Here is a 24428-nt window from a genome sequence, read left to right as displayed (position 1 = left end):
TGTGCTGGACGCGGACGTGTCCGAGCGCGTTAGGCGCAGCTGCGCAGGGCCGTCCGCGCCTGCGTTGCGGGGCCGCTGGCGGCCTTGCGATCGTGTGGCAGACCGTCAGTCCAGCTCGAATCGCGTCACCTCGGCTACCAGTTGCCGGCTGCGCCGGATCGCATGCGTGCCGTCGCTGCAGCGTGTGCCGGGCGCATCGGATTCCGCTCCCGAGGGCCGGGTCGCCGAGCGCCAGATCCAGCCCCAGGTCGCGAGCATCCCGAGCGCGCCGACCGCGAGGCTGCCCCAGACCCAGGCTGCGGCCGTCGCGCCTGCGCCGGAATCGCGCAGGCCTGCGACCGCGACCACCACCAGCACCCAGGCGATCCACCAGGGCGTGCCGCACAGTGCCATGTTGAGCGTCTGCGCGCGCAGCAATTGCGCGAGCCGCTTCTGGATCCTGACCACCGGCGCGTCGTAGTCGACGGCGGCCGCGAGCGACAGCGTGGTGACGGCGCCGATCAGGGTCAGGACCCCGAATACGTGGACGGCCAGACCGGCGACCAGGAAGGCCGGGGTGTCGAGCTGCTGCGTCCAGCAGGCGGCGCCGAGCCAGGCCAGCGCGGCACCGAGCGACAGCTGCAGCCATTGGCCGACGAGCAGGGGGCGCAACCGGCGACGCGCCTGCAGCAGCCGGTCCTCGCGCAGCAGGTCGGTCTGCAGGCGTTCCTGTTGCGCCAGGCGGCGTTCGAGCGCCTGCCAGGCCATCTTGAGGTCGTCGTGTTCCATCGCAGGTTCCCGGGTCAGAGTTCGTCGCGGATGCGCTGGCGCAGCCGGCCGATCTTGGTGGCGACATTGGTTTCGGTCAGGCCGAGCACCTCGGCGGTCTCGCGGTGGCTGCGGCCGTCGAGGTAGAGCAGCAGCAATGCGCGGTCGAGCGGCCGTTGCGCATGGATGAAGCGGTACAGCGCGCGAACCTGCTGCTCGGCCTGTGGATCGGCGGCGTTCGGATCGGCGATATCGTGCAGCGCGGCGTCGAATGGCGCCGCATGGCGGCTGCGCAGCCCGACGCGGCGGACACGTGTGATCGCGACGTTGAGCGCAATCCGATACAGCCACGTCGGGAACGGCCGCGCCGGGTCGTAGCGCGGCCAGGCCAGCCACGCCTGGGCCGCGATTTCCTGCATCAGATCGGCGCGATCGTCCGGATCGCGGCAGTAGCTCGCCGTGACGGTGGCGACGAGGCCGCGATGCGCATCGAACAGCTGCGCGAATCGCGCGCGATCGTCCTTGGGCAGCGCTGCCGGAGACGGGGCCATAACGGGGTCGAAGGTGTCGGGCATGCAGGATGGTTCGCGCCACGGCGTCGGACATCACACCACGGGCGCGAGGATCGTCGACCGGGCGCCACCGCTCAATGGAAATCGCGCGAGGGCAGCGGCATCGTGCCGAGCAGGTCGCTGAGGTCGTGCAGGTCGCCGGCGATGAGGTGGGCGACGCCGTCGACCCGCTCCCAGCGGCCGCGCACGGCGAGCAGCCGCGATTCGAGCAGGGCGCGCCGGCGGCGGATCGCCAAGTGCGACCAGACGATGACGTTGATCATGCCGGTCTCGTCTTCGAGGGTGACGAAGATGGTGCCCTTGGCGGTGGCCGGGCGCTGGCGCTGGGTCACCAGGCCAGCAACGTGCACGCCGCTGCCGTGGCGCCGGGCTTGCAGGTCGCGCAGGCCGATGATCCGGCGTGCGGTCATCTGCGGACGCAGCAGCGCCATCGGATGCGGGCCCAGGCTCAGGCCCAGGGCGCGGTAGTCGGACAGGATCTCCTCGCCAGCGGCGGGCGCGGGCAGGGCGACCGCGGCCTCGTCGGGACTGCCGGGCAGCAACGGCCGCCGCTGCTCGATGCCGGCGACCGCCCAGCGCGCGGCATTGCGGTGGCCGGCCAGGCTGCGCAGCGCATCGGCCTCGGCCAGCGCCTGGCGCGCCTTGGCCTCGAGCCCGGCGCGCAGGACCAGGTCGGCGATGTCGGCGAACGGCCGCCGGTCGCGTTCGGCGACGATGCGATGCGCGGCCGCCTCGGGCAGCCCCGCGACCAGGCGCAGGCCGAGCCGGATTGCCGGCTGAACGCCCGGATCGGCGTCGCTGCGCCAGGGCCGGCCACCGACCAGCGTGCTGTCGTAGTCGCTGTGCAGCACGTCGACCGGCAGCACCTCGACGCGGGCGCGCTGCGCGCTGCCGCGGCGGGCGTCCTGCACGATCTGGCTGGGCGAGTAGAAGCCCATCGGTTGGGCATTGAGCAGGCCGCAGGCGAACGCGGCCGGCTCGTGGCGCTTGAGCCAGCAACTGGCGTAGACCAGCTTGGCGAACGAGGCGGCGTGGCTCTGCGGAAAGCCGTAGGAGCCGAAGCCCTTGATCTGGTCGAAGATCTGGTCGATGAATTCCTGCGAATAGTCCTTCGCCAGCATGCGCTCGCGCACCCGCACCCGGTGCTGTTCCATGTCGCCGCCGCGCCGCCAGGCCGCCATCGAGCGCCGCAGGTGGTCGGCCTCGCTGTCGGTGTAGTTGGCTGCCTTCATCAGCAGTTCCATGACCTGCTCCTGGAACAGCGGCACGCCAAGCGTGGGTTCGAGGATGCTGCGGATCTCGTCGTTGGGATAGTCGACCGCTTCGCGGCCCTGCCGCCGGCGCAGATAGGGATGCACCATGTCGCCCTGGATCGGGCCGGGGCGCACGATCGCCACTTCCACCACCAGATCGTAAAAGCGCGCCGGCTTGAGCCTGGGCAGCATCGCCATCTGTGCGCGCGACTCGATCTGGAACACGCCGACGGTGTCGGCGATCTGGATCATCTTGTATGTGGCCTTGTCCTCGGCGGGAAGGGTGGCGAGCTCGAACCGCCGCCCGCGATGGCCGCGCACCAGGTCCAGCGTCTTGCGGATGCAGGTCAGCATGCCCAGCGCAAGGCAATCGACCTTGAGCAACTGCATCGTCTCCAGGTCGTCCTTTTCCCACTGGATGATCGTGCGATCGGCCATCGCCGCGTTCTCGACCGGGACCAGATGCGAGAGCGGGGCATCGGAAATGACGAAACCGCCGACGTGTTGCGACAGGTGTCGCGGATGGCCGCGCAAGCCCTCGGTCACCAGCAGGATCTTGCGGATCAGCGGGTTGTCCAGGTCGAAGCCCGCCTCGGCGATGCGCTGTTCCATCGGCGTGTCGCCATTGCCCCAGCCATAGCAGGTGGCCAGCAGCGCGATCTGGTCGTCGGGCAGGCCGAAGGCCTTGGCGACATCGCGCACCGCGCTCTTGCCGCGGTAGCTGATCACCGTCGCGGCGAGGGCGGCCCGCTCGCGGCCGTACTTGGCGTAGACGTACTGGATGACTTCCTCGCGTCGCTGGTGCTCGAAGTCGACGTCGATATCGGGCGGCTCGTCGCGCTGCTCGGACAGAAAGCGCGCCATCAGCAGCCGGGTCTCGTCAGGGTTCACCGCGGTGATGCCCAGCGCGTAACAGACCGCCGAGTTCGCCGACGAGCCGCGGCCCTGGCACAGGATCTCCTGCTTGCGGGCAAAGGCGACGATGTCCGCCACGGTCAGGAAGAAGGCCTCGTAGCCCTTCTTGGCGATCAGTGCGAGCTCGAATTCGATCAGCTCGCGCACCTGGGGCGTCGGGCCGTCGGGCCAGCGCTCAACGATGCCGCGCTCGGTCAGCGCCCGCAGCCAGGTGGTCGGGGTGTGGCCGTCGGGGACGAGCTCGACCGGGTAGTCGTAGCGGATGCTGCGCAGGTTGAAGCTGCAACGGCGCGCCAGCGCTGCGGCTGCCTCCATCAGCGCCGCGCCGTAGATGTTGCCCAGCGCGCGCCGGGTGCGCAGGTGGCGCTCGCCATTGCGGAACAGGTGCGTGCCGCAGTCGGCCAGCGGGGTGTTGCGGGCGATCGCGGTGAGTGTGTCCTGCAGCATGCGCTCGCGCCGGGTGGCCATGTGCGCATCGCCGCTGGCCAGCGCCGGCAGCCCCAGCGTGCGCGCCAGTGCCAGCAACGCGTCCAGGCGCGCGGCGTCATCGCGTTCGCGGTGCAGCTCCACGGCCAGGTACGCGCGCGCGCCGAACAGGCCGTGCAGCCAGCGGCCCTCGTCCGGATCGGGGGTTTCGCCCGGCAGCCACAGCGCGAACAGTCCGTCGGCCGCGCCCTGCAGCACGGTGGCCATGTCCTCGCGTGTGAGCCGGTAATGGCCCTTGGCGGCAGCGCGCCGTGCCTGGGTGATCAGTGCGCAGAGCGTGCGGTAGCCGGCGATCGTCTCGACCAGCAGCACGCAGCGCAGGCCGTCGACGAGCCGGAATTCGCTGCCGACGATCAGCTTGAGCCCGGTGCCTTCGGAGGCTTCGAGCGCGCGCACGATCCCGGCCAGCGAGCACTCGTCGGTGATCGCCAACGCCTCGTAGCCGCAATGCACCGCACGCTGGAACAACTGTTCGGCATCGGAGGCGCCGCGCAGGAACGAGAAATCCGACAGGCAGTGCAATTCGGCGTACGGCGGCGATCCGGCGTCGCGCGCATCGGGGGCGACCGCATCGTTGGCCGCTTCGCGCAGCCGGTGCGCGACCGTCCAGGCCCGCGGCGGCTGGCCGCCGGGCGTGTCGCGGTCGACGCCGTCGATCGTGCTCATCGCCGCTGGTCCGAAGGCGCCGCAACCGGCCTGCGCGCGCCGGTCATGCGAACCACCCGTGCAGCATCCAGCCGTCGCGTTCGCCGACCGGCACGAAGGCCCAGGCGCGCTGCCCGTTGGAGGTCTCGACGCAGTAGTAGTCCCGGCGTGCGTCGCCATCGTCCCACCAGCCGCTTTCCAGCCGTTCCGGACCTGACAGCACGCGCAGCCGCGGGTCGCGCAACGGGACCGGTTCGGGCAACAGCCACGCCGGGCGCGGCGGCCGGGGCGGGGCGGCCTCAATGGTGGCGGCGTCGCCGGACACCCGCCGCCAGGCGCGTTCGGGCCGTGGATCGCCGGCCGGGGCGACGCGATGCACGGCGTCGTCGCCGAGCCGCGCGCGCAGACGCTCACGTAGCTGCGGCCAGTCCACGGCCTGCTGCGGACGCGGGTCGAACAGATCGCGGCTGGCCGGCACGAATGGCGGCAACTGGTGGGCGACCAGCCCCAGCGCGACGACCGGGCGGTCGACCTCGGTGCGCTCGAGCCGGCTGCGTGCCAGTTCGAACAGCAGCGCCGGGTCGCGCTCGGGCGCGAGCAGACCGACCTCGACATCGGTGCGGCCGCTGGCGTGCTCGAGCCGCAGCGTGAAGCGCTGCACCCCGCCGTCGCGGATCGACAGGTAGGTCGCCAGGTCGCCAGTCAGCCGGCGCAGTGGGAACAGCAGCGCGGTGTGACTCTCGACCTCGTAGCCCAGCTCGACGCGGGCATCGAAGCGGTCGGGCGGGGTGTAGCAGTCGAGCGGGTCGTCGACATCGCCATAGAGCCGGTCGAGATGCTCGAGCACCGCGACCCCGCAACGGCGCCGCAGCGCATCGCGCGGCAGGCTGCGCACGTCGGCCAGGTGGCGCAGGCCCATGCGGTGCAGGCGTTCGCCGGCATCGTCGGGCAGCGCCGCGCGCCGGATCGGCGCGCGGTCGAGCAGGGCCCGCAGCGCGCCCGGCTCGGTTACCGCCAGGCCGTCGCGCAGCCCGGCGAGCACGCGCGCCGCACGCGGTGTCGGCGCCAGCGCGATGCGGTGCCGGAAGCCGAGCGTGTCGAGTTCCTGGCGCAGCCGGCGCTCGAACGTCGGCCAGGGCCCGAACAGGCGGAAGCTCGCCTGGGCCTCGAGTACGATCGCGCGCGGCCACTGCGCGCTGACCAGCGAGCTGTGGCGATAGGCCCAGGCGGCGAGGAAGCGCTGGCAGCGCGCTTCGGCCCCGGCATCGTGATCGACGGTGCGCACGTCGGCCAGCAGTGCATGCGCGGCCGACAGCCGCATGCCGGATTTCAGGCCGGCGGCAGCGGCGGCGGCGTTGACCGCGTGCAGGCGCCGCAACTGCGCCGGGCCTTCGACCAGCGCCAGCGGAGCGTCGGGATCGTCGAGGCGGCGCAGGACGGCGTCGAGCGCCAGTTGCGGCAGCAGCAGGCAGGTCCAGAGCATGGCGGGCTCACGCGTGCGCGCAGGCGACGGTGCGCAGCCGGCGCCCCGAAAGCCGACGGGCAGGCGGCCATGCGGTCGGGGCTTGGCTGCGTGTGGGCGGGCGCGGCGGCATCAGTGGGCCAATCGGATCGGGCGCGCCGGCGGCTGCGCGCCGCGGCACTTGCGCACCTGCCACGCGTCGTCGGCGGGCAGATATTCCAACCGCAGTGCGGCGGGGGAGGCGTTGACCGCATGCCGGCGGTCGCGCAGGGCGAAGGCGCAACAGTCGCCGGCGTCGGCCGCGACCTGCAGCCGGCGCAGCGCTCGGTCGTCGGCCGTGCGCGGCCAGCCGAGCACCGCCGCGCAGGCGCCGCTGCGCAGGCACTGCTCGAAGGCCCACAGGGCATCGCGCGGTGGCGCGACCACGATCTCCAGCCGGGCCAGGTCGACCCCGCCGGCCTGCCAGGCCGGCGCATAGGCGATGTAGGGCGGATCGACCAGCACCACCCGGCCGCCGGCTGCGGTCATGCGCGCCAGCGCCGGCAGCAGCAAGGCGATCTCGCCGACGCCATCGGCCGGCAGCAGCAGTTCGGTCAGCGCACCGCGCGGCCAGCCGCGGTCGGGCAGCACCGCATCGAGCGCGGCCATCCCGGTCGGTTCGCCATCGCCGGCCGTCGCCGTCCCGCGACCGGCGTGCCAGACCGTGCGTGCGGCCAGCAAGGCGTCCAGGGGCAGAACCTGGCCCATCAGCCCTGCCGCACCAGTCCGCAGAACAGGCCCTCGATCGCGAAGTCGGCGCCCGGCGGTACCACGATCGGTGCGTACGCCGGGTTGCGCGGCAGCAGGCGGATGCCGTCGGCGCTCCGCTGCAGCCGCTTGATCGTCAGTTCGCCATCGAGCCGGGCGACCACCGTCTGTCCGTCGCGGGCATCGGCGCTGCGGTGCACCCCGACCAAGTCGCCGTCGAGGATGCCGTCGTCGATCATCGAGTCGCCTTGCACCTGCAGCAGGTAGTCGGGTCGAAGCGAGAACACGCCGCGGTCGAGCCACAGCTGGCGATCGAGCCCGATGTCAGCACCGATCGGCACGCCAGCCGCGACCCGGCCCAGCACCGGCAGCGCCAGCAACGGCGGGCGCGCGTCCTCGCCGGGCAGGGTCAGGCCGCGCTTGTGATGCGGATGCGCCTCCAACAGGCCGGCCGCGGTCAGCGCCTGCACGTGCTTGTGCGCGGCGCTGCGCGAGGCGAAACCGAAGTGCGCGGCGATCTCGGCCAGGCTCGGGGGGCGGCCGGCACGGATCCGGTCGCGGACGAAGGCCAGCACAGCGGCGCGTTGGGGGGGAGAGAGAGCATGGTGTACATTTGTACACCTTCCGCGCCACGTTGACGAGAGGGCAGGACCCCGACCCGCGCGGCGCCGGCAAAACCGGGGTCAGAGTGCAATTTTGCAAGGCGAAATTGCACTCTGACCCCGGTTTTCCTGATGTCGGCAAAGACCTTTTTCACCTGCCGGCCATCGCGCCGGTCCTATGGTCGGGGCCCACCGCGGCGGTCGTCCGATGCCTCGGCCACGCACGCAGTCCCGTCACCGGAGCCCGGCGTCATGGCGCGCAAGAAGACCCTCAAGCTGGCCACGTTCAACGTCAACGGCATCGGCAAGCGGTTGCCGCAGTTGCTGGCCTGGCTGGAAGCGGCGCGCCCCGACGTGGTGGCGCTGCAGGAACTCAAGGCCGCCGATGCCGCGTTCCCGGCCCAGGCGCTGGAGGCGGCCGGCTACGGGGCGATCTGGCAGGGGCAGCGGGCCTGGAACGGCGTGGCGCTGCTGGGCCGCGACACGATGCCGGTCGAAAGCTGCCGCGGCCTGCCGGGCGATCCGGACGACGACCAGAGCCGCTACATCGAGGCGGCGGTGCATGGCATCGTGGTCGGCGCGCTGTACCTGCCCAACGGCAATCCGCAGCCCGGTCCCAAGTTCGACTACAAGCTCGCGTGGATGCAGCGCCTGGCCAAGCATGCGCGCACGTTGGTCGGCCTGGCCCATCCGGTCGTGCTGATGGGCGACTACAACGTCATCCCGACCGATGCGGATGTCTACGATCCCAAGGCCTGGCGCAAGGACGCGCTGATCCAGCCCGAGGTGCGGGATGCCTTCGAGCGGCTGCTGGCGCAGGGCTGGACCGATGCGCTGCGGCATGTGCTCGGCGATCAGGCACAGGTCTACACGTTCTGGGACCATTTTCGGCAGCACGCCGAGCGCGACCGCGGCCTGCGCATCGATCATCTGCTGGTCAATGCGGTGCTGGCCGACCGGCTGCGCAAGGCGGGCGTGGACCGTTGGCTGCGGCTCGAGCCGGGCGCCAGCGACCATGCGCCAACCTGGATCGAGGTCGCGGCCGGCTGAAGCGGTTCACGCACGGCCCACGCCCGCAGCGGGAAGGTGGCGCCACCGCAGCCTTTGGAGATCACCATGTCGGACGACAAAAGCAAGACCGGCGCCGCCGATCGCGATCGCATCAACGTCGACGAGGATTACGAGCTTCGTTACTGGACCCAGGCGCTGGATGTCACGCCCGAGCAGTTGCGCGAAGCAGTCGCGGCCGTGGGGCCGATGGCCAGGGATGTGCGTCGCCATCTGGGCAAGTAGCACGCACGGCTTACGACCCGGCGCGCACCTGTGCCACAACGACGAAGGGTTGGACGGCGAACCGTCCAACCCTTCGTTTCGAACCGGGAATGACTTGGTGGAGCGGAGGAGGATCGAACTCCCGACCTTCGCATTGCGAACGCGACGCTCTCCCAGCTGAGCTACCGCCCCACGATGGGCGCAATTATACGGAGCGTTCGACCAACCCGCCAGCCTTTTCTAGCAACGGTGCGAGCGTGGGTTCGAGCTGGGCGCGGCGCCAGCCCGACAACGCGCCGGGCCAGTCGGCGCCTTCGACCAAGGCTTCGAGCCACTTGCGCGAGGCGAGCACGCCGTCAGGCAAGCCGAGCTCGGCACTGCGCGCGGCTACCGCCTGTTGCAGTTGCTTCAGGCGCTTGCGGTCGGGCTCCTCGGCGCGTGCGATCGGCGCCTCGGCCTCGTCGGGCAGTTCGGTGACGAGCGCCTCCCAGATCGCGGCGCCGAGTTTGCGCGGGGCTTTGGGATGGGCATCGAGCCGGCGCTGCAGCACGGCCGGATCGGCCGGCGGATCGCGTGCGAGCAGCGTGGCCAGTTCGTTGTCGAGAATCCAACTGCGTGGCCGGTCGTGGCTGCGGGCGTAGTGCTCGCGCCAGCGCAGCAGGCGCAACAAGCGGCGCTGCGCGTCGGCGTCGAGAAACAGACCGGTGCGCCCACCCAGTTGTGGCCAGCGCTCGCCTTCCATGTTGCCGGCCGTCGCGACCAGCCGCGCGCAGTCCTCCTCCAGCCAGGCCTCGCGGCCGAGCACGGCGATCTTCGCGGCCAGCGTTTCGTGCAGCGCGAACAGGTGCTCGACATCGTCGGCGGCGTATTCGAGCTGGGTCGGCGACAGCGGCCGCCGCAACCAGTCCGAGCGGGTTTCGCCCTTGGGCAGTGCGATACCGAGCGTGTCCTGCACCAGCCGCTGGTAGCCCATCCCTGAGCCGGTGCCGGCCAGGGCCGCGGCGATCTGGGTGTCGAACAGCGGCGCCGGCGCCACGCCGCAGGCATGGCCCAGCGCGATCAGGTCCTCGCTGGCGCTGTGCATGATCTTGACGATGGTCGGGTCGGCCAGCAGCGGGCGCAGCGCGTCGAGCATGCCGGGGACCAAGGGGTCGACCAACAGCACGTCGATGCCGCCGTCGTCGCGTTCGAGCGCGACCTGCACCAGGGCCAGTTGGGGCCAGAACGTCCGCTCGCGGATGAATTCGGTGTCGAGCCCGACGCGGGCGGATGCCGCCTGGAGTCGGGACTGGAGAGTCGCCGGATCGTCGATCCAGCATGCAGGGGAAGAAGGCATGCGCGACAGCCTAACGGCGGCATGCGGGAGCGGCAATCGTGAAGCCGGCGCATCGTCGCCCCGGCTGTGATCGATTAATCTGACGCGATGCGGTCATGGGAGCCAGCGTTGCGCGCAGTCGTCGTGGTCGGAGTGCTGGGCGCGTTGCTGCTGCTGGGCAGCGGCTGCGACGGCGACACCCGCAGCGAAAAGGCCTCGGGCGGCGACGGCAGCGTGACCATCAGCGGCGACGACCGGATCGCCGGCGAGCTCAACTGGCAGCCGCCATTGGTTGCGATTCCCCCCGAAGCGGCGGACGAGGCTCGCACGCGCGCGGCCGATGCCCTGGCCGCCGACGACCTGTACGCGACCGCCGATTCGGCGATCCCGCTGTATCTGGCCCTGCAGCAGTTGCCCGGCCACGAGCGCGTGGCGCGGACCGGGCTGCGCCGCGCGCAGGCCCGGCTGCTCGTACTGGGCGATCGCGCGTTGGACGAGGCCGACAACCGCGATTCGATCGCCGGCCTGCGCGCTGCGCACGAGTTCGCCGCGGTCGCGCGTTATCTCGCCGCCGACGACGAGGCCGTGGTCCGGTATCTGGAACGCGTCGACGAGAGCGATCGGCTGTGGGACCTCAACCGCGAGGCCGAGCGCGCGCTCGTCGCTGGCGAACTGGGCGAGGAAGGCGGCGGCGCACTGGCCGGCTTCCGCGAGGCGGCGGCGTTGCGCCCCGGCCAGCCGCGTGCGCTGCAGGGGTTGGCCGCGGTCGAGAGCGCGCTGATCCGGCGCGCCGAGGACGCCGGCACGCAAGGCGATTTCCGCACCGCCGCGCGTTGGTTGGCCTATGCCACGACTGTCCGGCCCGGGTTCGCGACCGTGCCCGATGCCGAGCGGCGCATCGCGCACATGCGCGCAGTGCGCATCCAGCGGCTGCGCGATGCCGGCGTCGAGGCGCTGCCGAAGATCAACGGCGTGGCGACCGCGCGCGCGCGGCTGGCCGAGATCCTGGCGATCGCCTCGCCCGGCGATCCGGTGGCGCTGGATCTGCGCGAGCGCATCGACCGGGCGGTCCACTACGGCGACTTCCGGCCCGGTCAGGTGTTCACCGATGCGCTGGAAGGCGGTGCGCGCGGGCCGCAGCTGGTCGTGCTGCCGCACGGCGGTTTCATGATGGGTGCGCTGCCCGGCGACGAGACTGCCGACGACAATGAAAAGCCGCGCCATGCGGTGCGCTTCGAGCGCGGCTTTGCGATGGGCGTGCGCGAAGTGAGCGTCGGCGAATTCCGTCGCTTCATCGAGGCGACGGGCTACCAGACCCGTGCCATGCGCCGCGGCTTCTCGATGGTCTACGACGAACGCACCGGCAACTTCCTGCGCCGCAGCAACGTCGACTGGCGCTCGGACTACGTCGGCCGTCCGGCCGGCGAAACCATGCCGGTGCTGCATGTCAGCGCCAAGGACGCGCAAGCCTATGTCGACTGGCTGTCGGCGCAGAGCGGGCAGCGCTACCGGTTGCCGAGCGAGGCCGAGTTCGAATACGCCTATCGCGCCGGCACCAGCGAGCGCTGGCCCTGGGGCGAGGGCACGCCACCGCCCGAAGCCGGCAATGTCACCGGCGCGCTCGACCGCTCACCGTCGGGGCGGACCTGGGGCAATGCATTTCCCGGTTACGGAGACGGGTACTGGGGCCCGGCCCCGGTGGCCAGCTTCCCGCCCAATCGTTGGGGCGTATACGACCTGGCCGGCAATGTCAGCGAGTGGATGGCCGATTGCTGGCATGCGACCTACCGCCGGGCGCCGGAGGACGGCTCGGCCTGGGTCAATCCAGGCTGCCGCGACCAGGTGATCCGGGGCGGCTCGTGGGCAAGCTCGCCGGCGCAGACCCGGGCCAGCTGGCGGGCACTCGCTTCCGTCGACACGACCAATGCCAGAATCGGCTTCCGCGTCGTCCGCGACCTTTGACCGCCGCCGGTCCTGCCGGCACTGGAGAACGAGATGAGACAGGATCCCTTCGGTCGCGGCCGGCAGCAGCCCGGCCGTGCGCCGCGTCGTGGCTTCAACCTGCGGTGGGTAATCCTGCTGCTGTTCGGGCTCTACGGCGCGTACTACTACATCTCCAACCGCTCGGTCGATCCGGTCACCGGCGAGACGGTGCTGATCGACCGCGGCCTGAGCGTCGACGACGAGAAGGCACTCGGTCTGCAGGCCTACCAGGAGATCCTGGGCCAGGAGCGGGCGGTGGCGCCCGACAGCCCGGTCGCCCGCGACGTGCGTGCGATCGCTGACCGGCTGATCGCCAAGGTCGGTGTGGTCGAGGCCGAGCTGGCGCGCGAGAACGGGCTGGCGCCGACGCGCTTCTCCGAGACCTTCGACTGGGAGGTCAATGTCATCGAGTCCGACCAGGCCAACGCCTTCTGCCTGCCTGGCGGCAAGATGGCGGTCTACACCGGGCTGGTGCCGGTGGCACAGACCGCGGATGCGATGGCGGTGGTGATGGGCCACGAGATCGCGCACGCGCTGTTGCGCCACGGCGCCCAGCGCATGGCTCAGCAGCGGCTGACCCAGATCGGCCAGACCGCCGGCGCGATGAGCGGCATGGACCCGCAGCAACAGCAGATGGTCATGGCGGCGATGGGCTATGGCTATCTGCTGCCCTATGCCCGCAAGCACGAGACCGAAGCCGATGCGGTCGGGCTGATGCTTGCCGCGGCGGCGTGCTTCGATCCGCGCGAAGCGGTGCCGCTATGGCAGCGCATGGGGGAGGCCAGCGGCGGGCAGGCGCCGCCGGAGTTCTCGTCGACCCATCCCAATCCCGGCACCCGCATCCAGACCCTGGAAGCGCTGATGCCCAAGGCGCTCGAGTACCGCGCGAAGTTCTGCGAGGACGCGCAGACCGCCGCGCGCTGAGCGCGCGGCCGGGCTTCAGAAGCTCATGAACAAGCCGCCGTTGACCGGCAGGTTGACGCCGGTGATGTAGCCGGCATCGTCGGCCGCCAGGAACGCGACCGCACGGGCGATGTCCTCGGGCTGGCCGACGCGGCCCACCGGCACGCTGGCGACGGTGCGCGCGAGTACTTCAGGCGGCATCGCCGCGGTCATCGGCGTGGCGATGTAGCCGGGCGACAGACTGTTGACGGTGATGCCCTTGGCGGCGACCTCACGTGCGAGCGACATCGTGAATCCGTGCAGGCCAGCCTTGGCCGCGGCGTAGTTGGTCTGGCCGAAATTCCCGGTCTGGCCGCTGACCGAACTGATGTTGACGATGCGTCCGAAGCCGCGCGTCGCCATGCCCTCGACCGCGTGGCGGCAGAGATTGAACACGCTGCCCAGATCGATGTGCAGCACTTCGTCCCACTGCGTACGCGTCATCTTGCGCAGGGTGGCATCGCGGGTGATGCCAGCGGCATTGACCAGGATGTCGAGCCGGCCATGCCGTGCCTCGATGTCGGCGACCGCCGCCGCGCAGGCGTCGAAGTCGCCGACGTCGAGCGCCAGCGTCTCCACTTGTGGTGCCGCCGGATCGCGGCCGGTCTCGAGCCGCGCAGGATCGCGCGCCAAGTCGGCGGCGATCACGCGGCAGCCATCGGCGGCCAGGCGCATGCAGATTGCGCGGCCGATCCCGCCCAGGCCGCCGGTGACCAGCGCGATCCGAGGCGACGCGCTCATGCGAACGGGCGCCCGCTCGGGCACGGATGCGGCGCGCGCTGGATCAACGGCCGCGCTTGTCGCCCGGGCGGTCGGTGTGGACGCCGCCGGTCATGGTCTTCTGGAATTCCTTCCACATTTCCAAATTGCGCTCGGTGAGCTGGTTCATCATCGCCCATGGCGTCTGCCCGAGCAGGCCGCCCATCTGCTGGCGGAACTGCTGCTGCTGGTCGAGGAAGACCTGCATCGAGCGTTCCAGGTAGCTGCCCATGAACCCCTGCATCGAATCGCCGTAGAAGCGGATGATCTGGCTCAGCAACTGGGTCGAGAGCACCGGCTCGCCGTCCGACTCCTGGTCGGAGATGATCTGCAGCAGGACCGAGCGGGTCAGGTCCTCGCCGCTCTTGGCGTCGCGCACCTCGAAGTTCTCGCCGTCGACGATGAGTTGGCGCACGTCCTCGATGGTGATGTAGCTGGAGATTTCCGTATCGTAGAGTCGACGGTTGGGGTACTTCTTGATGATGCGCGTGGCGCCCATGAAGCCGGTACTCAAGTCTTTGATGCCGCGCAGCATGGCGCAGCGAGGAAGGGGGCGCAACTGGAACAAGGCATGAATGCGGCCGGCCGCAAGGCGCTGCCGACCGTCCGCCGCGGTATGGACACGCGGCGCGGCCGCCCCCTCACCAGCCCATGTGGTGGCCGCCGTTGATGTCGAGGTTGGAGCCGGTGATCCACGATGCTTCCTCAGCCACCAGGAAGTTGACCGCGTAAGCGATCTCCTCCGGGCGTCCCAGCCGGCCGGTCGGGATGTCGGCGGCGATCTTGGCGCGGACTTCTTCGGGTACCGCCATCACCATGTCGGTGGCGACGTAGCCGGGCGAAACCGTGTTGACGGTGATCCCGAGCTTGGCGTTCTCACGCGCCAGCGAAATCGTGAAGCCGTGCATGCCAGCCTTGGCCGCGGCGTAGTTGGCCTGGCCGTACTGCCCCTTGAGGCCGTTGATCGAACTGATCTGGATGATTCGGCCCCACTTGCGCTCGCGCATGCCCTCGATCACCGGTCGGGTGACGTTGTAGACCGAGTTGAGATTGGTGTTGATGACGTCCTGCCACTGCAGCGCGTGCATCTTGTGGAACGTGCCGTCGCGGGTGATGCCGGCGTTGTTGATCAGGATGTCGATGGGCCCGAGCTGGGACTCGACCTCGCGCACCATGCGCTCGGCCTCGACGTGGTCAGACACATCCCCGGCCGCGATCGCGACCTGGTAGCCGGCCTCGCGCAGCTGTTGTTGCCAGGCCTGCGCCTTCTCCGCGTTGCGGTAATTGGTGGCGACGCGATAGCCGCTGTCGGCCAGGCGCCTGACGATGGCCGTGCCGATACCGCCGGTGCCGCCGGTGACCAATGCCACGCGTGCGCTCATTGCCGCCCTCCCGTTGCGATGCAGGCGTCGCCCCATGGCGACGACAAGCCAGTCTAGCCATGACGCGGAGCGCGTCCAGTGTGCGATGCACCAACCGGATCGGCGATCGGAATACGCGCCGGATCGAAGCGCTCGAGCGCGTCTGCACGCCAAGCCGGCACGCTGTCGGCGGTGAGTGGCGACTGCCCTAATGCCTGCCAGGCTGCGCGCAGCGCGGGCAGGGGATCGGCTGGGTCGGGGGCCTGCGCACCGAGGGACTTGGACAGCTTGCGCCCGGCGGCGTCGCGCAGCAGCGGCAGGTGCACATGGCGCGGAGTGGGCAGCCCGAGCCGCTGCTGAAGCAGGATCTGCCGCGGCGTGGAATCGAGCAGATCGGCGCCGCGGACCACCTCGGTGATGCCCTGGTCGGCATCGTCGACGACCACCGCCAACTGGTAGGCCCACAGTCCGTCGGCCCGGCGCAGCACGAAGTCGCCGACCTCTGCCCACAGGTCCTGCTCGATCCGGCCGCGCAGTCCATCATCGAAGGCGATCCGCGTGCCCGGTGGCACGCGCAGGCGGATCGCAGGATCCGGGCGTGGGCGGCTGGCGACGCAACGCCCGCGATGGATCCCACCGGCGGCTGCCAGCGCACTGCGGCTGCAGTGGCAGACGAACGCGTGGCCGTCGGCCAGCAGCCGGTCGAGCGCTGACTGGTAGAGGGCGTCGCGCGTGCTCTGGCGCACGATCTCGCCGTCCCACTCCAGGCCGCAGGCGCGCAGCATCGCCAACTGCGCGTCGGCGGCGCCGGCGACCTCGCGTGGCCGGTCGACATCCTCGATCCGCACCCGCCACTGCCCGCCGCTGCGGCGGGCCATCAGCCAACTGCCGAGCGCGGCGACCAGCGAGCCGGCATGCAGGGGGCCGGTCGGGGAGGGCGCGAAGCGGCCGCAGGGTCGGGAGGCGGGGGAAAGGGCCGACATCGCGCCGGAACTGTCTCGAACATGAACTGTCACGGGGCGCACACTGTGGCATCGCCGCCCGTGAATTGAAATCATGGGGGTGCGTGCGCAGATTCTTCGCACTCATTCCAATCCCGCCAGACGCAGGCAGACCTTCAAAAGGCCCCCGATGCTCAAGCGCTACGCCCTCCTCATCGCCACCAACTTCGCCGTGCTGGCCCTGGTCAGCATCGTCATGGCCGTTCTCGGCATCAATCCATCGACCTACGCCGGCTTGCTTGTGTTCGCCGCCCTGTTCGGGTTCGGCGGCGCATTCTTCACGCTGGCGATCTCCAAGTGGTCGGCCAAGCGCTTCACCGGGGCGCAGGTGATCACCGAGCCGCGCAACGAGGCTGAGCGCTGGCTGCTGACGACCGTGCAGCGGCAGGCGCAGATGGCCGGCATCGGCATGCCCGAGGTCGCGATCTACGACGCACCGGAGATCAACGCGTTCGCCACCGGCGCTCGTCGCGACGCGTCGCTGGTGGCGGTGTCGACCGGTTTGCTGCGTGCGATGACGCGCGAGGAGGCCGAGGCGGTGCTGGCGCACGAGGTCAGCCACGTCGCCAATGGCGACATGGTGACGATGACCCTGCTGCAGGGCGTCCTCAACACCTTTGTGATCTTCCTGGCCCGCGTGGTCGGCCGGGCGATCGACGGCTACCTGAGCGGCGGCCGCGACAACGGCGGCGGCATTGCCTACTTTGCGATCGTCTTCGTGCTCGACATGATCTTCGGTCTGTTCGCGTCGATGATCGCGATGTGGTTCTCGCGCCATCGCGAGTTCCGTGCCGACGCCGGCGGTGCCCAACTGGCGGGTCGCGAGAAGATGATCGCCGCGCTCGAGCGCCTGGCGCAGACCTACGGCGAGAGCACGCTGCCCAAGCAGGTCGCGGCGTTCGGCATCAGCGGTGGCGTCGGCGGCGGCCTGAAGCGCCTGCTGATGAGCCACCCGCCGCTCGAGGAGCGCATCACCGCGCTGCGCAACGCCAATCTCGATGGCAGCAGCGTCCGGCAGGGCGTGGTGGCCTGAGCCTCATGTTCTAGTGGAACGAAAAGCCCGCCTCTTCGGCGGGCTTTTTCTTTTGGCTTTCTCTTGATTGGCCTTCTTCAGATGAGGGGTATTGCCGAGAGAGCTATCTTCCTTCGGATGGGCATCGGCCTGCCGGCCGGAAGCCGCTTTCCCCTCGGCAGGACATCCTGTCCTGACTCGGGCGCGCGCCATCCATGGCGCGCTTGTCGCGGCCACCGCCCGCCAGTCCGCTGCTGCGGGCGTTCGCAGCCTGACTACGGGGGACGGCGTCGTATTGGAAGAAGTCGCGCGCTTCCGGTCTCAGTGCGTCGTGCTGGTCGGGGATTGCGATAGCGGGCCATGGATGGTCCGCGGCGGCGAGTCATCCATGGATGGATGACCGAGCCGGGGAGCAGTCCCCGGCCGGCGCGACGCGCGTTCCGGAGAAGAAAGCCCCCTGATCGAGTGATCGAGTGGGCACAAGCCAGATTCCCCTGACGTCGGCCAAGAACCTTTGGAACGCGGATTCGCGCCGCGTGGCGACTACTCGAAATCGTAGTGCATGCCTGGCCCGGCCGGGGCGAGGAAGTTGCCTTGCACGTAATCGATGCCGGCGGCGAACAGGATCGACATGCTGGCCGCGTCCTGGACGAATTCGGCGATCGTGCGGATGCCGATTTCGCGCGCCCGCGCCGCGATCTCGCCCAGACGCGCCTGGTTCTCCGCATTGCTCGGCAGCCCCTGGGTGAAACTGCGGTCGAGCTTGAGCAGGTTCGGCTGCAGATGGGTCAGCAACTGGAACGAATCCAGCCCCGCACCGAACTGCTCGAGCGCGAACGCGCAATCGAAGCGCGCGACATGCGCCGCGAAGGCCTGCGTCGCCTTGAGATGCGTGAACACCTTGGACTCGGGCAACTGCAGCACCAGGTACTTGCCCGGCACCTGGTGATGCGCCAGTTGCTCACCGATGAACGCCGCCAGCCCCGCGGCCTCGAGCGAGGCCTGACTGACCTTCACCAACAGCGTCGTGGGCCGCCCCTCGTGCAGGCGCCGGGCAATCGCAGCGATCGCCCGACTGACCACATACCGGTCGATCTGGGCCAGCATGCCGTGGTCCTCGGCGATCTGCAGGAACGTGCCCGGCGCGACGAGCTCGCCATCGCCGCCGTCGAGCCGCAGCAGGCATTCGTAGACCGGCGCGGTATCGCCCTGCAGGTTGATCACCGGCTGGTAGTGCAGCACGAACCCGTCGTGGTCGAGCGCGGCGCGCAGCCGCGCGATCCAGATCTGCAGCCGCTCCTGCTCCAGGCGGTCGGCTGCGCCCGGGTCGAAGACCTCGCACTGGTCGCCGCCGGCGCCGGACGCCGACTCCAGCGCCTGCGTCGCGCGTGCCAGTACCTGGCCGACGTTGGCGCTGGTTTCGCCGATCTGGATGCCGCCGATGCTCAGCGTCACCACGGTCGAGCGCGCGCCCATGTCGAACACATGATCGGCGAAACCCGCCCGCAACCGCTCGGCCAGCGCGGCCGTGGCGTGGTAGTCGCCGTCGCGCAGCAACACGGCGAAGGTCGTGCCGCCGTAGCGCGCGGCGATGGCCGGCGCATCGAGCAGCGATTCGAGCCGTGCGGCGGCCGCGGCAAGCAGATCGTCGGCATGGTCCAGGCCGATATCGGCCAGCAACTGCTGGTGCCGATCGGGTTCGATCATCAGAAAGCCATGCCGCGATTGCCCGCGCGCGGCATCGTCGACCGCATCCTCGAGCTCGCGCAGGAACGCCGGGCGATTGAGCAGGCCGGTGACGTGGTCGCGCTGACGGAGTGCTTCGAGCTCGTGCGCGAGCTCCGGATCGATCAGCTCCCGGCGCCGGAACACGACCTGCAGGCAGGGCTCGCCCTCGTACTGGGCAGCGGTGAACTCCATCGCGGCGGGAAACGCGTTGCCATCCGCGTCGCGAGCTTCGATCTCGTGGCGCAGCGGCGGCGGTTCGCCCCGGCTGAGCGACTTGAGCAGGGTCTTGAAGGCATCGACATGCTGTGGCGCCACCATGTCCAGCAGCGAGACGCCCTCGATCTGCTGGAAGTCGCCGTAGCCGAACATCTCCAGGTACGCCGCGTTGGCGCGGATGTGCATGCCCTCGTGGATGTAGGCGATGGGATCGCGCGAGGAGTCGATCAGCGCGTCGCTGCGGCGCTCGCTCTCGCGGACCCGGGCCTCGAGCCGTCGCAGATTGCGCCGCGCCTGGCGATCGGCCCAGGCATCGCGCACCGCGGCCAGCAGCTGCTGCGGCGCGTGGCGCAGCGCCACCGTGCGCGCGCCGCCCAGCATGACGTCGATGAAGGCGGTCTCATCGAGCGCATCGACGAGCGCGATGACCGGGATGTCCTGGCCGCTGTCGGCAATGCACTGCAGCGCCTGTGCGAAGGGCAGGGTGACCGCGGCATGGGCGGCGATCGCCACATCGATCACCTGGCCGGTCAGCAGGCGGCCCAGTTCCTCGGAAGAGGTCGCCCGCAACGGGCGGACCGCGATGCCGGCATTGCGCAATCCGCTCACGACCGCCTCGGCATCCTCGACGCGGTCGTCGACGATCAACAGGCGCAGCGCGGACTCGGCGTTGCTGTCGGGCATGGCGGCCTCCAGTGAAGTGCGCCTTATGCCACGGGGGGCGCCGGGCGTCCATCCGGCACGCCGGTCAGGGCACGCTTGGAGGCGTCGCCGGCGACCTCGCGGACCAGACGCGGCACCAGATAGCCCGATTGCCTGGCGACCAGCGCCGCGTGCAGCGCGAGTGCGGTGGCATCGTCGACTTCGAAATGAGCCGCACCGGCGACGCGGTCGAGCTGGTGCAGGTAGTAGGGCAACACGCCGGCCTCGAGCCCACGCTCGGCCAGGGCCGCCAGCGTCTCGACGCGGTCGTTGACCCCCTTGAGCAGGACCGCCTGGTTCAGCAGCACCGCGCCGGTGGCGCGCAGGCGCCGCATCGCCGCATCGACCTCACCGTCGAACTCGTTGGCGTGGTTGGCGTGGACCACGATCACCAGCGGCCAGGGCAGTGCGGACAGCCAGTCGGTCAATTCGGTATCGACCCGCTCGGGCAGCACGATCGGTAACCGGGTGTGGATGCGCAGGCGCCGCACATGCGGGATGCCGCGCAGCGCGTCGGTCAGTTCGACGAGCTTGGCGGTCGATAGCGACAGCGGATCGCCGCCCGACAGCAGCACCTCTTCGATCGAGGCATCGTCGCGGATCGCCGCCAGCGCCGCGCCCCAGCCGCCAGCCGCCGCGGTCTCCTCGGCATAGGGAAAGTGGCGGCGGAAGCAGTAACGGCAATGCACCGCGCAGCTGCCGGTCGCGACCAGCAGCGCTCGCCCCGCGTACTTCTGGATCACGCCATGGCCGGCCTTGGCCGCGCCATCGCCGACCGCATCCAGACCGAAGCCCGGCGCCGGGCGCAGTTCCGCATCCAGCGGCAGGACCTGACGCAGCAGCGGGTCGAACGGGTCGCCCGGGCGCATCCGCGCCACGAAGCCGCGCGGGACCCGCAGCGGGAACTGGGCGGCGGCCTCGGGCGACAGGCCCAGTGCCTGCGCCTGCAGCCCGAGCAGCTCGAGCAACTCGCGCGGATCGCGCACGGCATCGCGCCAGAGTTGCTGCCAGCGGCGCGGCTGCGTCGGAAGGGGGGCTGCGGGTATCATGTACGACTGCGATCCAATTCGAGCCGGCCGCGTGCACCGCTGCCGGGAAACCCCATAGTGTAGCCGCCGGCGACGCCGGCCCAGCAGGAGCGAGCGATGGCCAGTTATGGCATGAACGACGTCAAGAATGGCCAGAAGATCCTGGTCAACAACGAGCCCGCGGTCATCACCGACACCGAATACGTCAAGCCGGGCAAGGGCCAGGCGTTCACGCGCGTGAAGTACCGCCAGATCCGCACGGGCCGGGTACAGGAAATCACCATGAAGAGCACCGATTCGGTCGAAGCGGCCGATGTGCTCGACACCGACATGCAGTACCTCTACAGCGACGGCGAGTACTGGCACTTCATGAATCCCGAGTCGTTCGAGCAGGTGCAGGCCGACAAGGCCGGCATGGGCGGCGCGGAGAAGTGGCTCAAGGGCGAGGAAGAGTGCGTGGTGACGCTGTGGAACGGCACGCCGATCGCGGTCCAGCCGCCGAACTTCGTCGAGCTGCAGATCACCGAGACCGATCCGGGCGTGCGCGGCGACACCTCGGGCGGCGGCGGCAAGCCGGCGACCCTGGAAACGGGCGCCGTGGTCCGCGTGCCGCTGTTCGTCGGGCAGGAGGAAGTCATCAAGGTCGACACCCGGTCCGGCGAGTACGTCAGCCGCGTCAAGTGATCGATCCGCAGCGCCATCGCCGCGCGATCCGCGACGCCACGCCATCGCCCACGCGCAGGCGGGGATCTGGCGCCTTGGCGATCGTGCGCGTCATCGCGACGCCGTCGCGATGGCGGCGCAATGGTGGCGCGCTGATGCTGTTGGCGGCTGCGAGTACCGCGGCCACAGCGGACGAGATGCCCGTGCGCGATGCTTGCGCCGGGCAGACGCTTCACGCCCTGTCCGAAGCCGGTCTGCGGCCGGCCGGCGAGGGCGTGTCGCTTGCCGCGCAAGCCTGCCGGGCCTGGCCCTACGATCCCGCGCTCACCCTGGCCGCGGTCGCGTATCCGCTGCCGGGTTCGGACGAGGTCGGCGAACGTGCATTGCGGCTGGTCGTCGCGGTCCTGGGCACGGCGGATGCGCAGGTACATGCCGTGCACGAGACGAGTCTGGAAGAGGATGCGGCCTTCGCCCTCATCGAAGGCGGGCTCCGGCTCGATACCGCGCGCTACGACCTGGCCGAGGGCGTGCGTGCGTTCGGCGTCGTGGTGCGCAGTTCGGCGCCCGGGCCGAGCTGCCCCGATGCGCGCGCCAACGACGAGCTGACGCTGTATGTCCGCGACGGCGCGGCCTTGCGCCCGGTCTTCACCTCCAACCTCGAATTCTGGGCCCGCGTGGAAGGCGAGCCCTGCAGTTGGAGCCGTGGCCAGTACGTGGTGACCGACAATGCCAAGCTCACGATTGCCATCGAGAACACCGCCCATCATGGATTTGCCGACCTGCGCGTGCAGGCGGACGTGACCCGGACCCATACCGTGGTCGGCAGCGATCGGGATGACACGTCCCGCCGACGCGCCAGCCGTGTCCTGCGTTACGACGGGACGCGTTACGACCAGACTGCCCTGGAAAGCGGCTTTTTCTGGGCTCAGAAGCCATCGGACGAATGAGCATGCAAGATCCATCGCCCCAGTCCATCGACTTGTTGATCGAAGCCGGCCATGTCGTGCCCGTGGAGCCGCACGCGATCGTGCTCGACGACCACGCTGTCGCAGTCCACCGCGGCGAGATTGTGGCCGTGCTGCCGATCGCCGAGGCGCGGCAACGTTTCGCGCCCGCGCAGACGGTCAGCCGCCCACAGTCGGCGCTGCTGCCCGGCCTGGTCAACGCGCACACCCACAACCCGATGACGTTGTTGCGCGGGATTGCCGACGACCTGCCGCTGATGGTCTGGCTGCAACAACACATCTGGCCGGTCGAGGCCGCCGTGATCGGACCGGAGTTCGTCGCCGACGGCATCACGCTGGCGCTGGCCGAGATGCTGCGCGGCGGTACGACCTGCGTCAACGAGAACTACTTCTTCCCCGATGTGCAGGCGGCGGTCTACCGCCAGCACGGGTTCCGTGCGCGCATCGGCTTGCCGGTCATCGATTTTCCGACCGCCTGGGCCAGCAGCGACGACGAGTACTTCGACCGCGCCGGTGAGGTCCACGACCAGTGGCGCGACGATCCGCTGATCGCGACCGCGTTCGCGCCGCACGCACCGTACACGGTCAACGACGCCAATTTCGAGCGCGTGCGCATGCTCGCCGACCAGCTCGACGTGCCGATCCATCTGCATCTGCACGAGACCGCCCAGGAGGTCGAACAGTCGCTGCAGCAGTATGGCCAGCGGCCGATCGCGCGGCTCGACCGGCTCGGCCTGATCAACGACCGCCTGATCGCGGTGCACATGACCCAGCTGACCGAGGGCGAAATCCACCTGTGCGCCGAGCGCGGCGTCAGCGTGGTGCATTGCCCCGAATCCAATCTCAAGCTCGCCTCGGGCTTCTGCCCGGCCTGTGCGCTCGAGCGCGCGGGCGTCAACGTGGCGATCGGCACCGATGGCGTTGCCAGCAACAACGACCTGGATATGTTCGGCGAGACCCGCACCGCCGCGATCCTCGCCAAGGCGGTGGCTGGCGACGCGGCCGGCTTCGATGCGTTCACCGCGCTGCGCGCGGCCACGCTCGGCGGCGCGCGCGCGATCGGCTTCGGCGACCGGATCGGCTCGATCGAGGTCGGCAAGCAGGCTGACCTGATCTGCGTCGACCTGTCGCCGATCGAGACCCAGCCGCTGCACCATGTCGTCTCCCAGCTGATCTACGCCGCCGGCCGCCACCAGGTCAGCGATGTCTGGATCGCCGGGCAGCCCAAGCTGCGCGCGCGCGCGCTGGTCGGGTTCGACCTCGAGGCGATCGCCGCCAATGCCCGCCAGTGGCGGGACCGCATTTCAACGCTACGCACCGGTGCATGACGAGGCCCGCATGAACGCCCGACACGACAACTACGATCAGGCTGAGCTCGACAAGTTCGGCGCACTGGCCAGCCGCTGGTGGGATGTCGACGGGCCGCAACGCCCGCTGCATGCGCTCAACCCGGCGCGGCTCGAATACGTGCGTGCCCGCGCCCGGCTCGATGGCGCCGACGTGCTCGATGTCGGCTGCGGCGGTGGCCTGCTCAGCGAAGCCATGGCCCGGGTCGGCGGCAAGGTGACCGGCATCGATCTGGCCGAGGATCTCGTCAAGGTCGCGCGCCTGCATGGGCTGGAAACCGGCATCCAGGCCGACTACCGCGTGCAGTCGGTCGAGGCCCTGGCCGCCGAGCGTCCCGGCAGCTACGACGTCGTGACCTGTATGGAGATGCTCGAGCACGTGCCCGATCCGGCGGCGATCCTGCAGGCCTGCGCGACCCTGCTGCGTCCCGGCGGCCACCTGTTCGTGTCCACGCTCAACCGCACGCCCGCCGCATTTGCATTGGCGATCGTTGGCGCCGAGTACGTCGCCCGGCTGCTGCCGCGCGGCACCCATCGCTACGACAGCTTCATCCGGCCGTCCGAGCTTGCCGGCTGGCTGCGCGAAGCCGATCTGCAACTCAAGGACGTCAGCGGCCTGATGTACGAGCCGTGGCGCAACGCCGCCCGGCTGGTCCGCCGGACCGACGTCAACTACGTCGCCTGGGCGCGGAAGCCAGCGTGAGCG

At 70.1% G+C, this 24428-nt stretch carries 22 protein-coding genes and 1 tRNA gene; 9 read left to right on the top strand and 14 right to left on the bottom strand.

Translation table 11 applies throughout. The features are described 5' to 3' along the window. Positions 1-105: 105 nt before the first annotated feature. The 6 genes from BEN78_15520 to BEN78_15495 all read right to left on the bottom strand — a co-directional run bounded on the left by BEN78_15520 (position 106) and on the right by BEN78_15495 (position 7402). Positions 106-768, bottom strand: a complete 663-nt coding sequence (locus tag BEN78_15520) for a hypothetical protein (GenBank protein ID ASR44557.1) — start codon at positions 766-768, stop codon at positions 106-108. 14 nt (positions 769-782) lie between these two features. Then, on the bottom strand, positions 783-1322 hold the full coding sequence (locus BEN78_15515) for an RNA polymerase subunit sigma-70 (GenBank protein ASR44556.1): 540 nt from the start codon (positions 1320-1322) through the stop codon (positions 783-785). 71 nt (positions 1323-1393) lie between these two features. Further along, on the bottom strand, positions 1394-4639 hold the full coding sequence (dnaE2, locus tag BEN78_15510; protein ID ASR44555.1) for an error-prone DNA polymerase: 3246 nt from the start codon (positions 4637-4639) through the stop codon (positions 1394-1396). Positions 4640-4682: 43 nt separating this feature from the next. Next, positions 4683-6101, bottom strand: a complete 1419-nt coding sequence (locus BEN78_15505) for a DNA repair nucleotidyltransferase (GenBank protein ASR44554.1) — start codon at positions 6099-6101, stop codon at positions 4683-4685. Between the two features lie 111 nt (positions 6102-6212). Then, positions 6213-6827, bottom strand: a complete 615-nt coding sequence (locus tag BEN78_15500) for a CDP-6-deoxy-delta-3,4-glucoseen reductase (GenBank protein ASR44553.1) — start codon at positions 6825-6827, stop codon at positions 6213-6215. Further along, entirely contained in the window at positions 6827-7402 is a 576-nt protein-coding gene (locus BEN78_15495; protein ASR44552.1) for a repressor LexA, read from the bottom strand. Before BEN78_15495 ends, BEN78_15500 begins: the two co-directional genes overlap by 1 nt. Before the next feature lie 279 nt (positions 7403-7681). On the opposite strand from BEN78_15495, the gene BEN78_15490 reads away from it, so the two are divergent. Then, positions 7682-8479: an exodeoxyribonuclease III gene (locus BEN78_15490; GenBank protein ASR44551.1), complete on the top strand. Its 798-nt coding sequence runs from the start codon at positions 7682-7684 to the stop codon at positions 8477-8479. A 66-nt stretch (positions 8480-8545) separates the two neighbouring features. After that, positions 8546-8722 carry a DUF3606 domain-containing protein gene (locus tag BEN78_15485; GenBank protein ID ASR45188.1) on the top strand — a complete coding sequence of 59 codons (177 nt, stop codon included), beginning with the start codon at positions 8546-8548 and terminating at the stop codon, positions 8720-8722. A 95-nt stretch (positions 8723-8817) separates the two neighbouring features. On the opposite strand, the gene BEN78_15480 is transcribed toward BEN78_15485, so the two are convergent. Together BEN78_15480 and BEN78_15475 are read right to left on the bottom strand one after the other, a co-directional pair. Beyond that, positions 8818-8893: transfer RNA gene (locus tag BEN78_15480), tRNA-Ala, on the bottom strand. Positions 8894-8906: 13 nt separating this feature from the next. Further along, entirely contained in the window at positions 8907-10037 is a 1131-nt protein-coding gene (locus BEN78_15475) for a ribonuclease D (protein ID ASR44550.1), read from the bottom strand. Between the two features lie 153 nt (positions 10038-10190). Here BEN78_15475 and BEN78_15470 point away from each other — a divergent pair, with 153 nt between their 5' ends. Continuing rightward, complete coding sequence (locus BEN78_15470; protein ID ASR45187.1) at positions 10191-11978, top strand: serine/threonine kinase; 1788 nt, start codon at positions 10191-10193, stop codon at positions 11976-11978. 33 nt (positions 11979-12011) lie between these two features. Further along, a complete protein-coding gene (locus tag BEN78_15465) occupies positions 12012-12923 on the top strand; it encodes a peptidase (GenBank protein ASR44549.1) in 912 nt (303 codons plus the stop codon). 15 nt (positions 12924-12938) lie between these two features. Here the strand turns inward: BEN78_15465 and BEN78_15460 are convergent, their stop codons facing one another. The 4 genes from BEN78_15460 to BEN78_15445 form a co-directional block, all read right to left on the bottom strand. Then, the gene (locus BEN78_15460) at positions 12939-13682 is read right to left on the bottom strand and encodes a beta-ketoacyl-ACP reductase (protein ID ASR44548.1); all 744 of its coding nucleotides are present in this window, start codon (positions 13680-13682) and stop codon (positions 12939-12941) included. A 43-nt stretch (positions 13683-13725) separates the two neighbouring features. Then, positions 13726-14199, bottom strand: coding sequence for a polyhydroxyalkanoate synthesis repressor PhaR (locus tag BEN78_15455; GenBank protein ASR45186.1), 474 nt, complete (start codon positions 14197-14199; stop codon positions 13726-13728). A gap of 142 nt (positions 14200-14341) precedes the next feature. Further along, positions 14342-15082 carry a beta-ketoacyl-ACP reductase gene (locus BEN78_15450; protein ASR44547.1) on the bottom strand — a complete coding sequence of 247 codons (741 nt, stop codon included), beginning with the start codon at positions 15080-15082 and terminating at the stop codon, positions 14342-14344. Positions 15083-15135: 53 nt separating this feature from the next. Next, complete coding sequence (locus BEN78_15445; protein ASR44546.1) at positions 15136-16044, bottom strand: tRNA glutamyl-Q(34) synthetase GluQRS; 909 nt, start codon at positions 16042-16044, stop codon at positions 15136-15138. A gap of 148 nt (positions 16045-16192) precedes the next feature. On the opposite strand from BEN78_15445, the gene BEN78_15440 reads away from it, so the two are divergent. After that, positions 16193-17095 (top strand): zinc metalloprotease HtpX, encoded by a 903-nt coding sequence (locus BEN78_15440; GenBank protein ID ASR44545.1) that lies wholly within the window; start codon positions 16193-16195, stop codon positions 17093-17095. 522 nt (positions 17096-17617) lie between these two features. On the opposite strand, the gene BEN78_15435 is transcribed toward BEN78_15440, so the two are convergent. Together BEN78_15435 and BEN78_15430 are read right to left on the bottom strand one after the other, a co-directional pair. Further along, positions 17618-19702 (bottom strand): PAS domain S-box protein, encoded by a 2085-nt coding sequence (locus BEN78_15435; GenBank protein ID ASR44544.1) that lies wholly within the window; start codon positions 19700-19702, stop codon positions 17618-17620. A 23-nt stretch (positions 19703-19725) separates the two neighbouring features. Beyond that, a complete protein-coding gene (locus BEN78_15430) occupies positions 19726-20769 on the bottom strand; it encodes an EF-P beta-lysylation protein EpmB (protein ID ASR44543.1) in 1044 nt (347 codons plus the stop codon). A 96-nt stretch (positions 20770-20865) separates the two neighbouring features. Between BEN78_15430 and BEN78_15425 the strand changes: the two genes are divergently transcribed. The 4 genes from BEN78_15425 to BEN78_15410 all read left to right on the top strand — a co-directional run bounded on the left by BEN78_15425 (position 20866) and on the right by BEN78_15410 (position 24425). Next, the gene (locus tag BEN78_15425) at positions 20866-21432 is read left to right on the top strand and encodes an elongation factor P (GenBank protein ID ASR44542.1); all 567 of its coding nucleotides are present in this window, start codon (positions 20866-20868) and stop codon (positions 21430-21432) included. A gap of 254 nt (positions 21433-21686) precedes the next feature. Beyond that, positions 21687-22358: a hypothetical protein gene (locus tag BEN78_15420; protein ASR45185.1), complete on the top strand. Its 672-nt coding sequence runs from the start codon at positions 21687-21689 to the stop codon at positions 22356-22358. A 2-nt stretch (positions 22359-22360) separates the two neighbouring features. After that, on the top strand, positions 22361-23704 hold the full coding sequence (locus BEN78_15415) for an N-ethylammeline chlorohydrolase (protein ID ASR44541.1): 1344 nt from the start codon (positions 22361-22363) through the stop codon (positions 23702-23704). A 10-nt stretch (positions 23705-23714) separates the two neighbouring features. After that, positions 23715-24425: a bifunctional 3-demethylubiquinol 3-O-methyltransferase/2-polyprenyl-6-hydroxyphenol methylase gene (locus BEN78_15410; protein ASR44540.1), complete on the top strand. Its 711-nt coding sequence runs from the start codon at positions 23715-23717 to the stop codon at positions 24423-24425. Positions 24426-24428 lie beyond the last annotated feature (3 nt).

The organism is Xanthomonas citri pv. mangiferaeindicae (assembly GCA_002240395.1).
Lineage (GTDB): Bacteria > Pseudomonadota > Gammaproteobacteria > Xanthomonadales > Xanthomonadaceae > Luteimonas > Luteimonas citri_A.
This window is presented reverse-complemented; position numbering and strand designations above follow the sequence as displayed.

Excerpts from the sequence above, each read along its gene's own strand:
- dnaE2 (ASR44555.1), bottom strand. The coding sequence starts at position 4,639 with ATGAGCACGATCGACGGCGTCGACCGCGACACGCCCGGCGGCCAGCCG.
- BEN78_15440 (ASR44545.1), top strand. The coding sequence starts at position 16,193 with ATGCTCAAGCGCTACGCCCTCCTCATCGCCACCAACTTCGCCGTGCTG.
- BEN78_15455 (ASR45186.1), bottom strand. The coding sequence starts at position 14,199 with ATGGGCGCCACGCGCATCATCAAGAAGTACCCCAACCGTCGACTCTAC.
- BEN78_15460 (ASR44548.1), bottom strand. The coding sequence starts at position 13,682 with ATGAGCGCGTCGCCTCGGATCGCGCTGGTCACCGGCGGCCTGGGCGGG.
- BEN78_15435 (ASR44544.1), bottom strand. The coding sequence starts at position 19,702 with ATGCCCGACAGCAACGCCGAGTCCGCGCTGCGCCTGTTGATCGTCGAC.
- BEN78_15450 (ASR44547.1), bottom strand. The coding sequence starts at position 15,082 with ATGAGCGCACGCGTGGCATTGGTCACCGGCGGCACCGGCGGTATCGGC.
- BEN78_15415 (ASR44541.1), top strand. The coding sequence starts at position 22,361 with ATGCAAGATCCATCGCCCCAGTCCATCGACTTGTTGATCGAAGCCGGC.
- BEN78_15490 (ASR44551.1), top strand. The coding sequence starts at position 7,682 with ATGGCGCGCAAGAAGACCCTCAAGCTGGCCACGTTCAACGTCAACGGC.
- BEN78_15425 (ASR44542.1), top strand. The coding sequence starts at position 20,866 with ATGGCCAGTTATGGCATGAACGACGTCAAGAATGGCCAGAAGATCCTG.
- BEN78_15515 (ASR44556.1), bottom strand. The coding sequence starts at position 1,322 with ATGCCCGACACCTTCGACCCCGTTATGGCCCCGTCTCCGGCAGCGCTG.
- BEN78_15465 (ASR44549.1), top strand. The coding sequence starts at position 12,012 with ATGAGACAGGATCCCTTCGGTCGCGGCCGGCAGCAGCCCGGCCGTGCG.
- BEN78_15475 (ASR44550.1), bottom strand. The coding sequence starts at position 10,037 with ATGCCTTCTTCCCCTGCATGCTGGATCGACGATCCGGCGACTCTCCAG.
- BEN78_15410 (ASR44540.1), top strand. The coding sequence starts at position 23,715 with ATGAACGCCCGACACGACAACTACGATCAGGCTGAGCTCGACAAGTTC.
- BEN78_15445 (ASR44546.1), bottom strand. The coding sequence starts at position 16,044 with ATGTCGGCCCTTTCCCCCGCCTCCCGACCCTGCGGCCGCTTCGCGCCC.
- BEN78_15520 (ASR44557.1), bottom strand. The coding sequence starts at position 768 with ATGGAACACGACGACCTCAAGATGGCCTGGCAGGCGCTCGAACGCCGC.
- BEN78_15485 (ASR45188.1), top strand. The coding sequence starts at position 8,546 with ATGTCGGACGACAAAAGCAAGACCGGCGCCGCCGATCGCGATCGCATC.
- BEN78_15505 (ASR44554.1), bottom strand. The coding sequence starts at position 6,101 with ATGCTCTGGACCTGCCTGCTGCTGCCGCAACTGGCGCTCGACGCCGTC.
- BEN78_15430 (ASR44543.1), bottom strand. The coding sequence starts at position 20,769 with ATGATACCCGCAGCCCCCCTTCCGACGCAGCCGCGCCGCTGGCAGCAA.
- BEN78_15500 (ASR44553.1), bottom strand. The coding sequence starts at position 6,827 with ATGGGCCAGGTTCTGCCCCTGGACGCCTTGCTGGCCGCACGCACGGTC.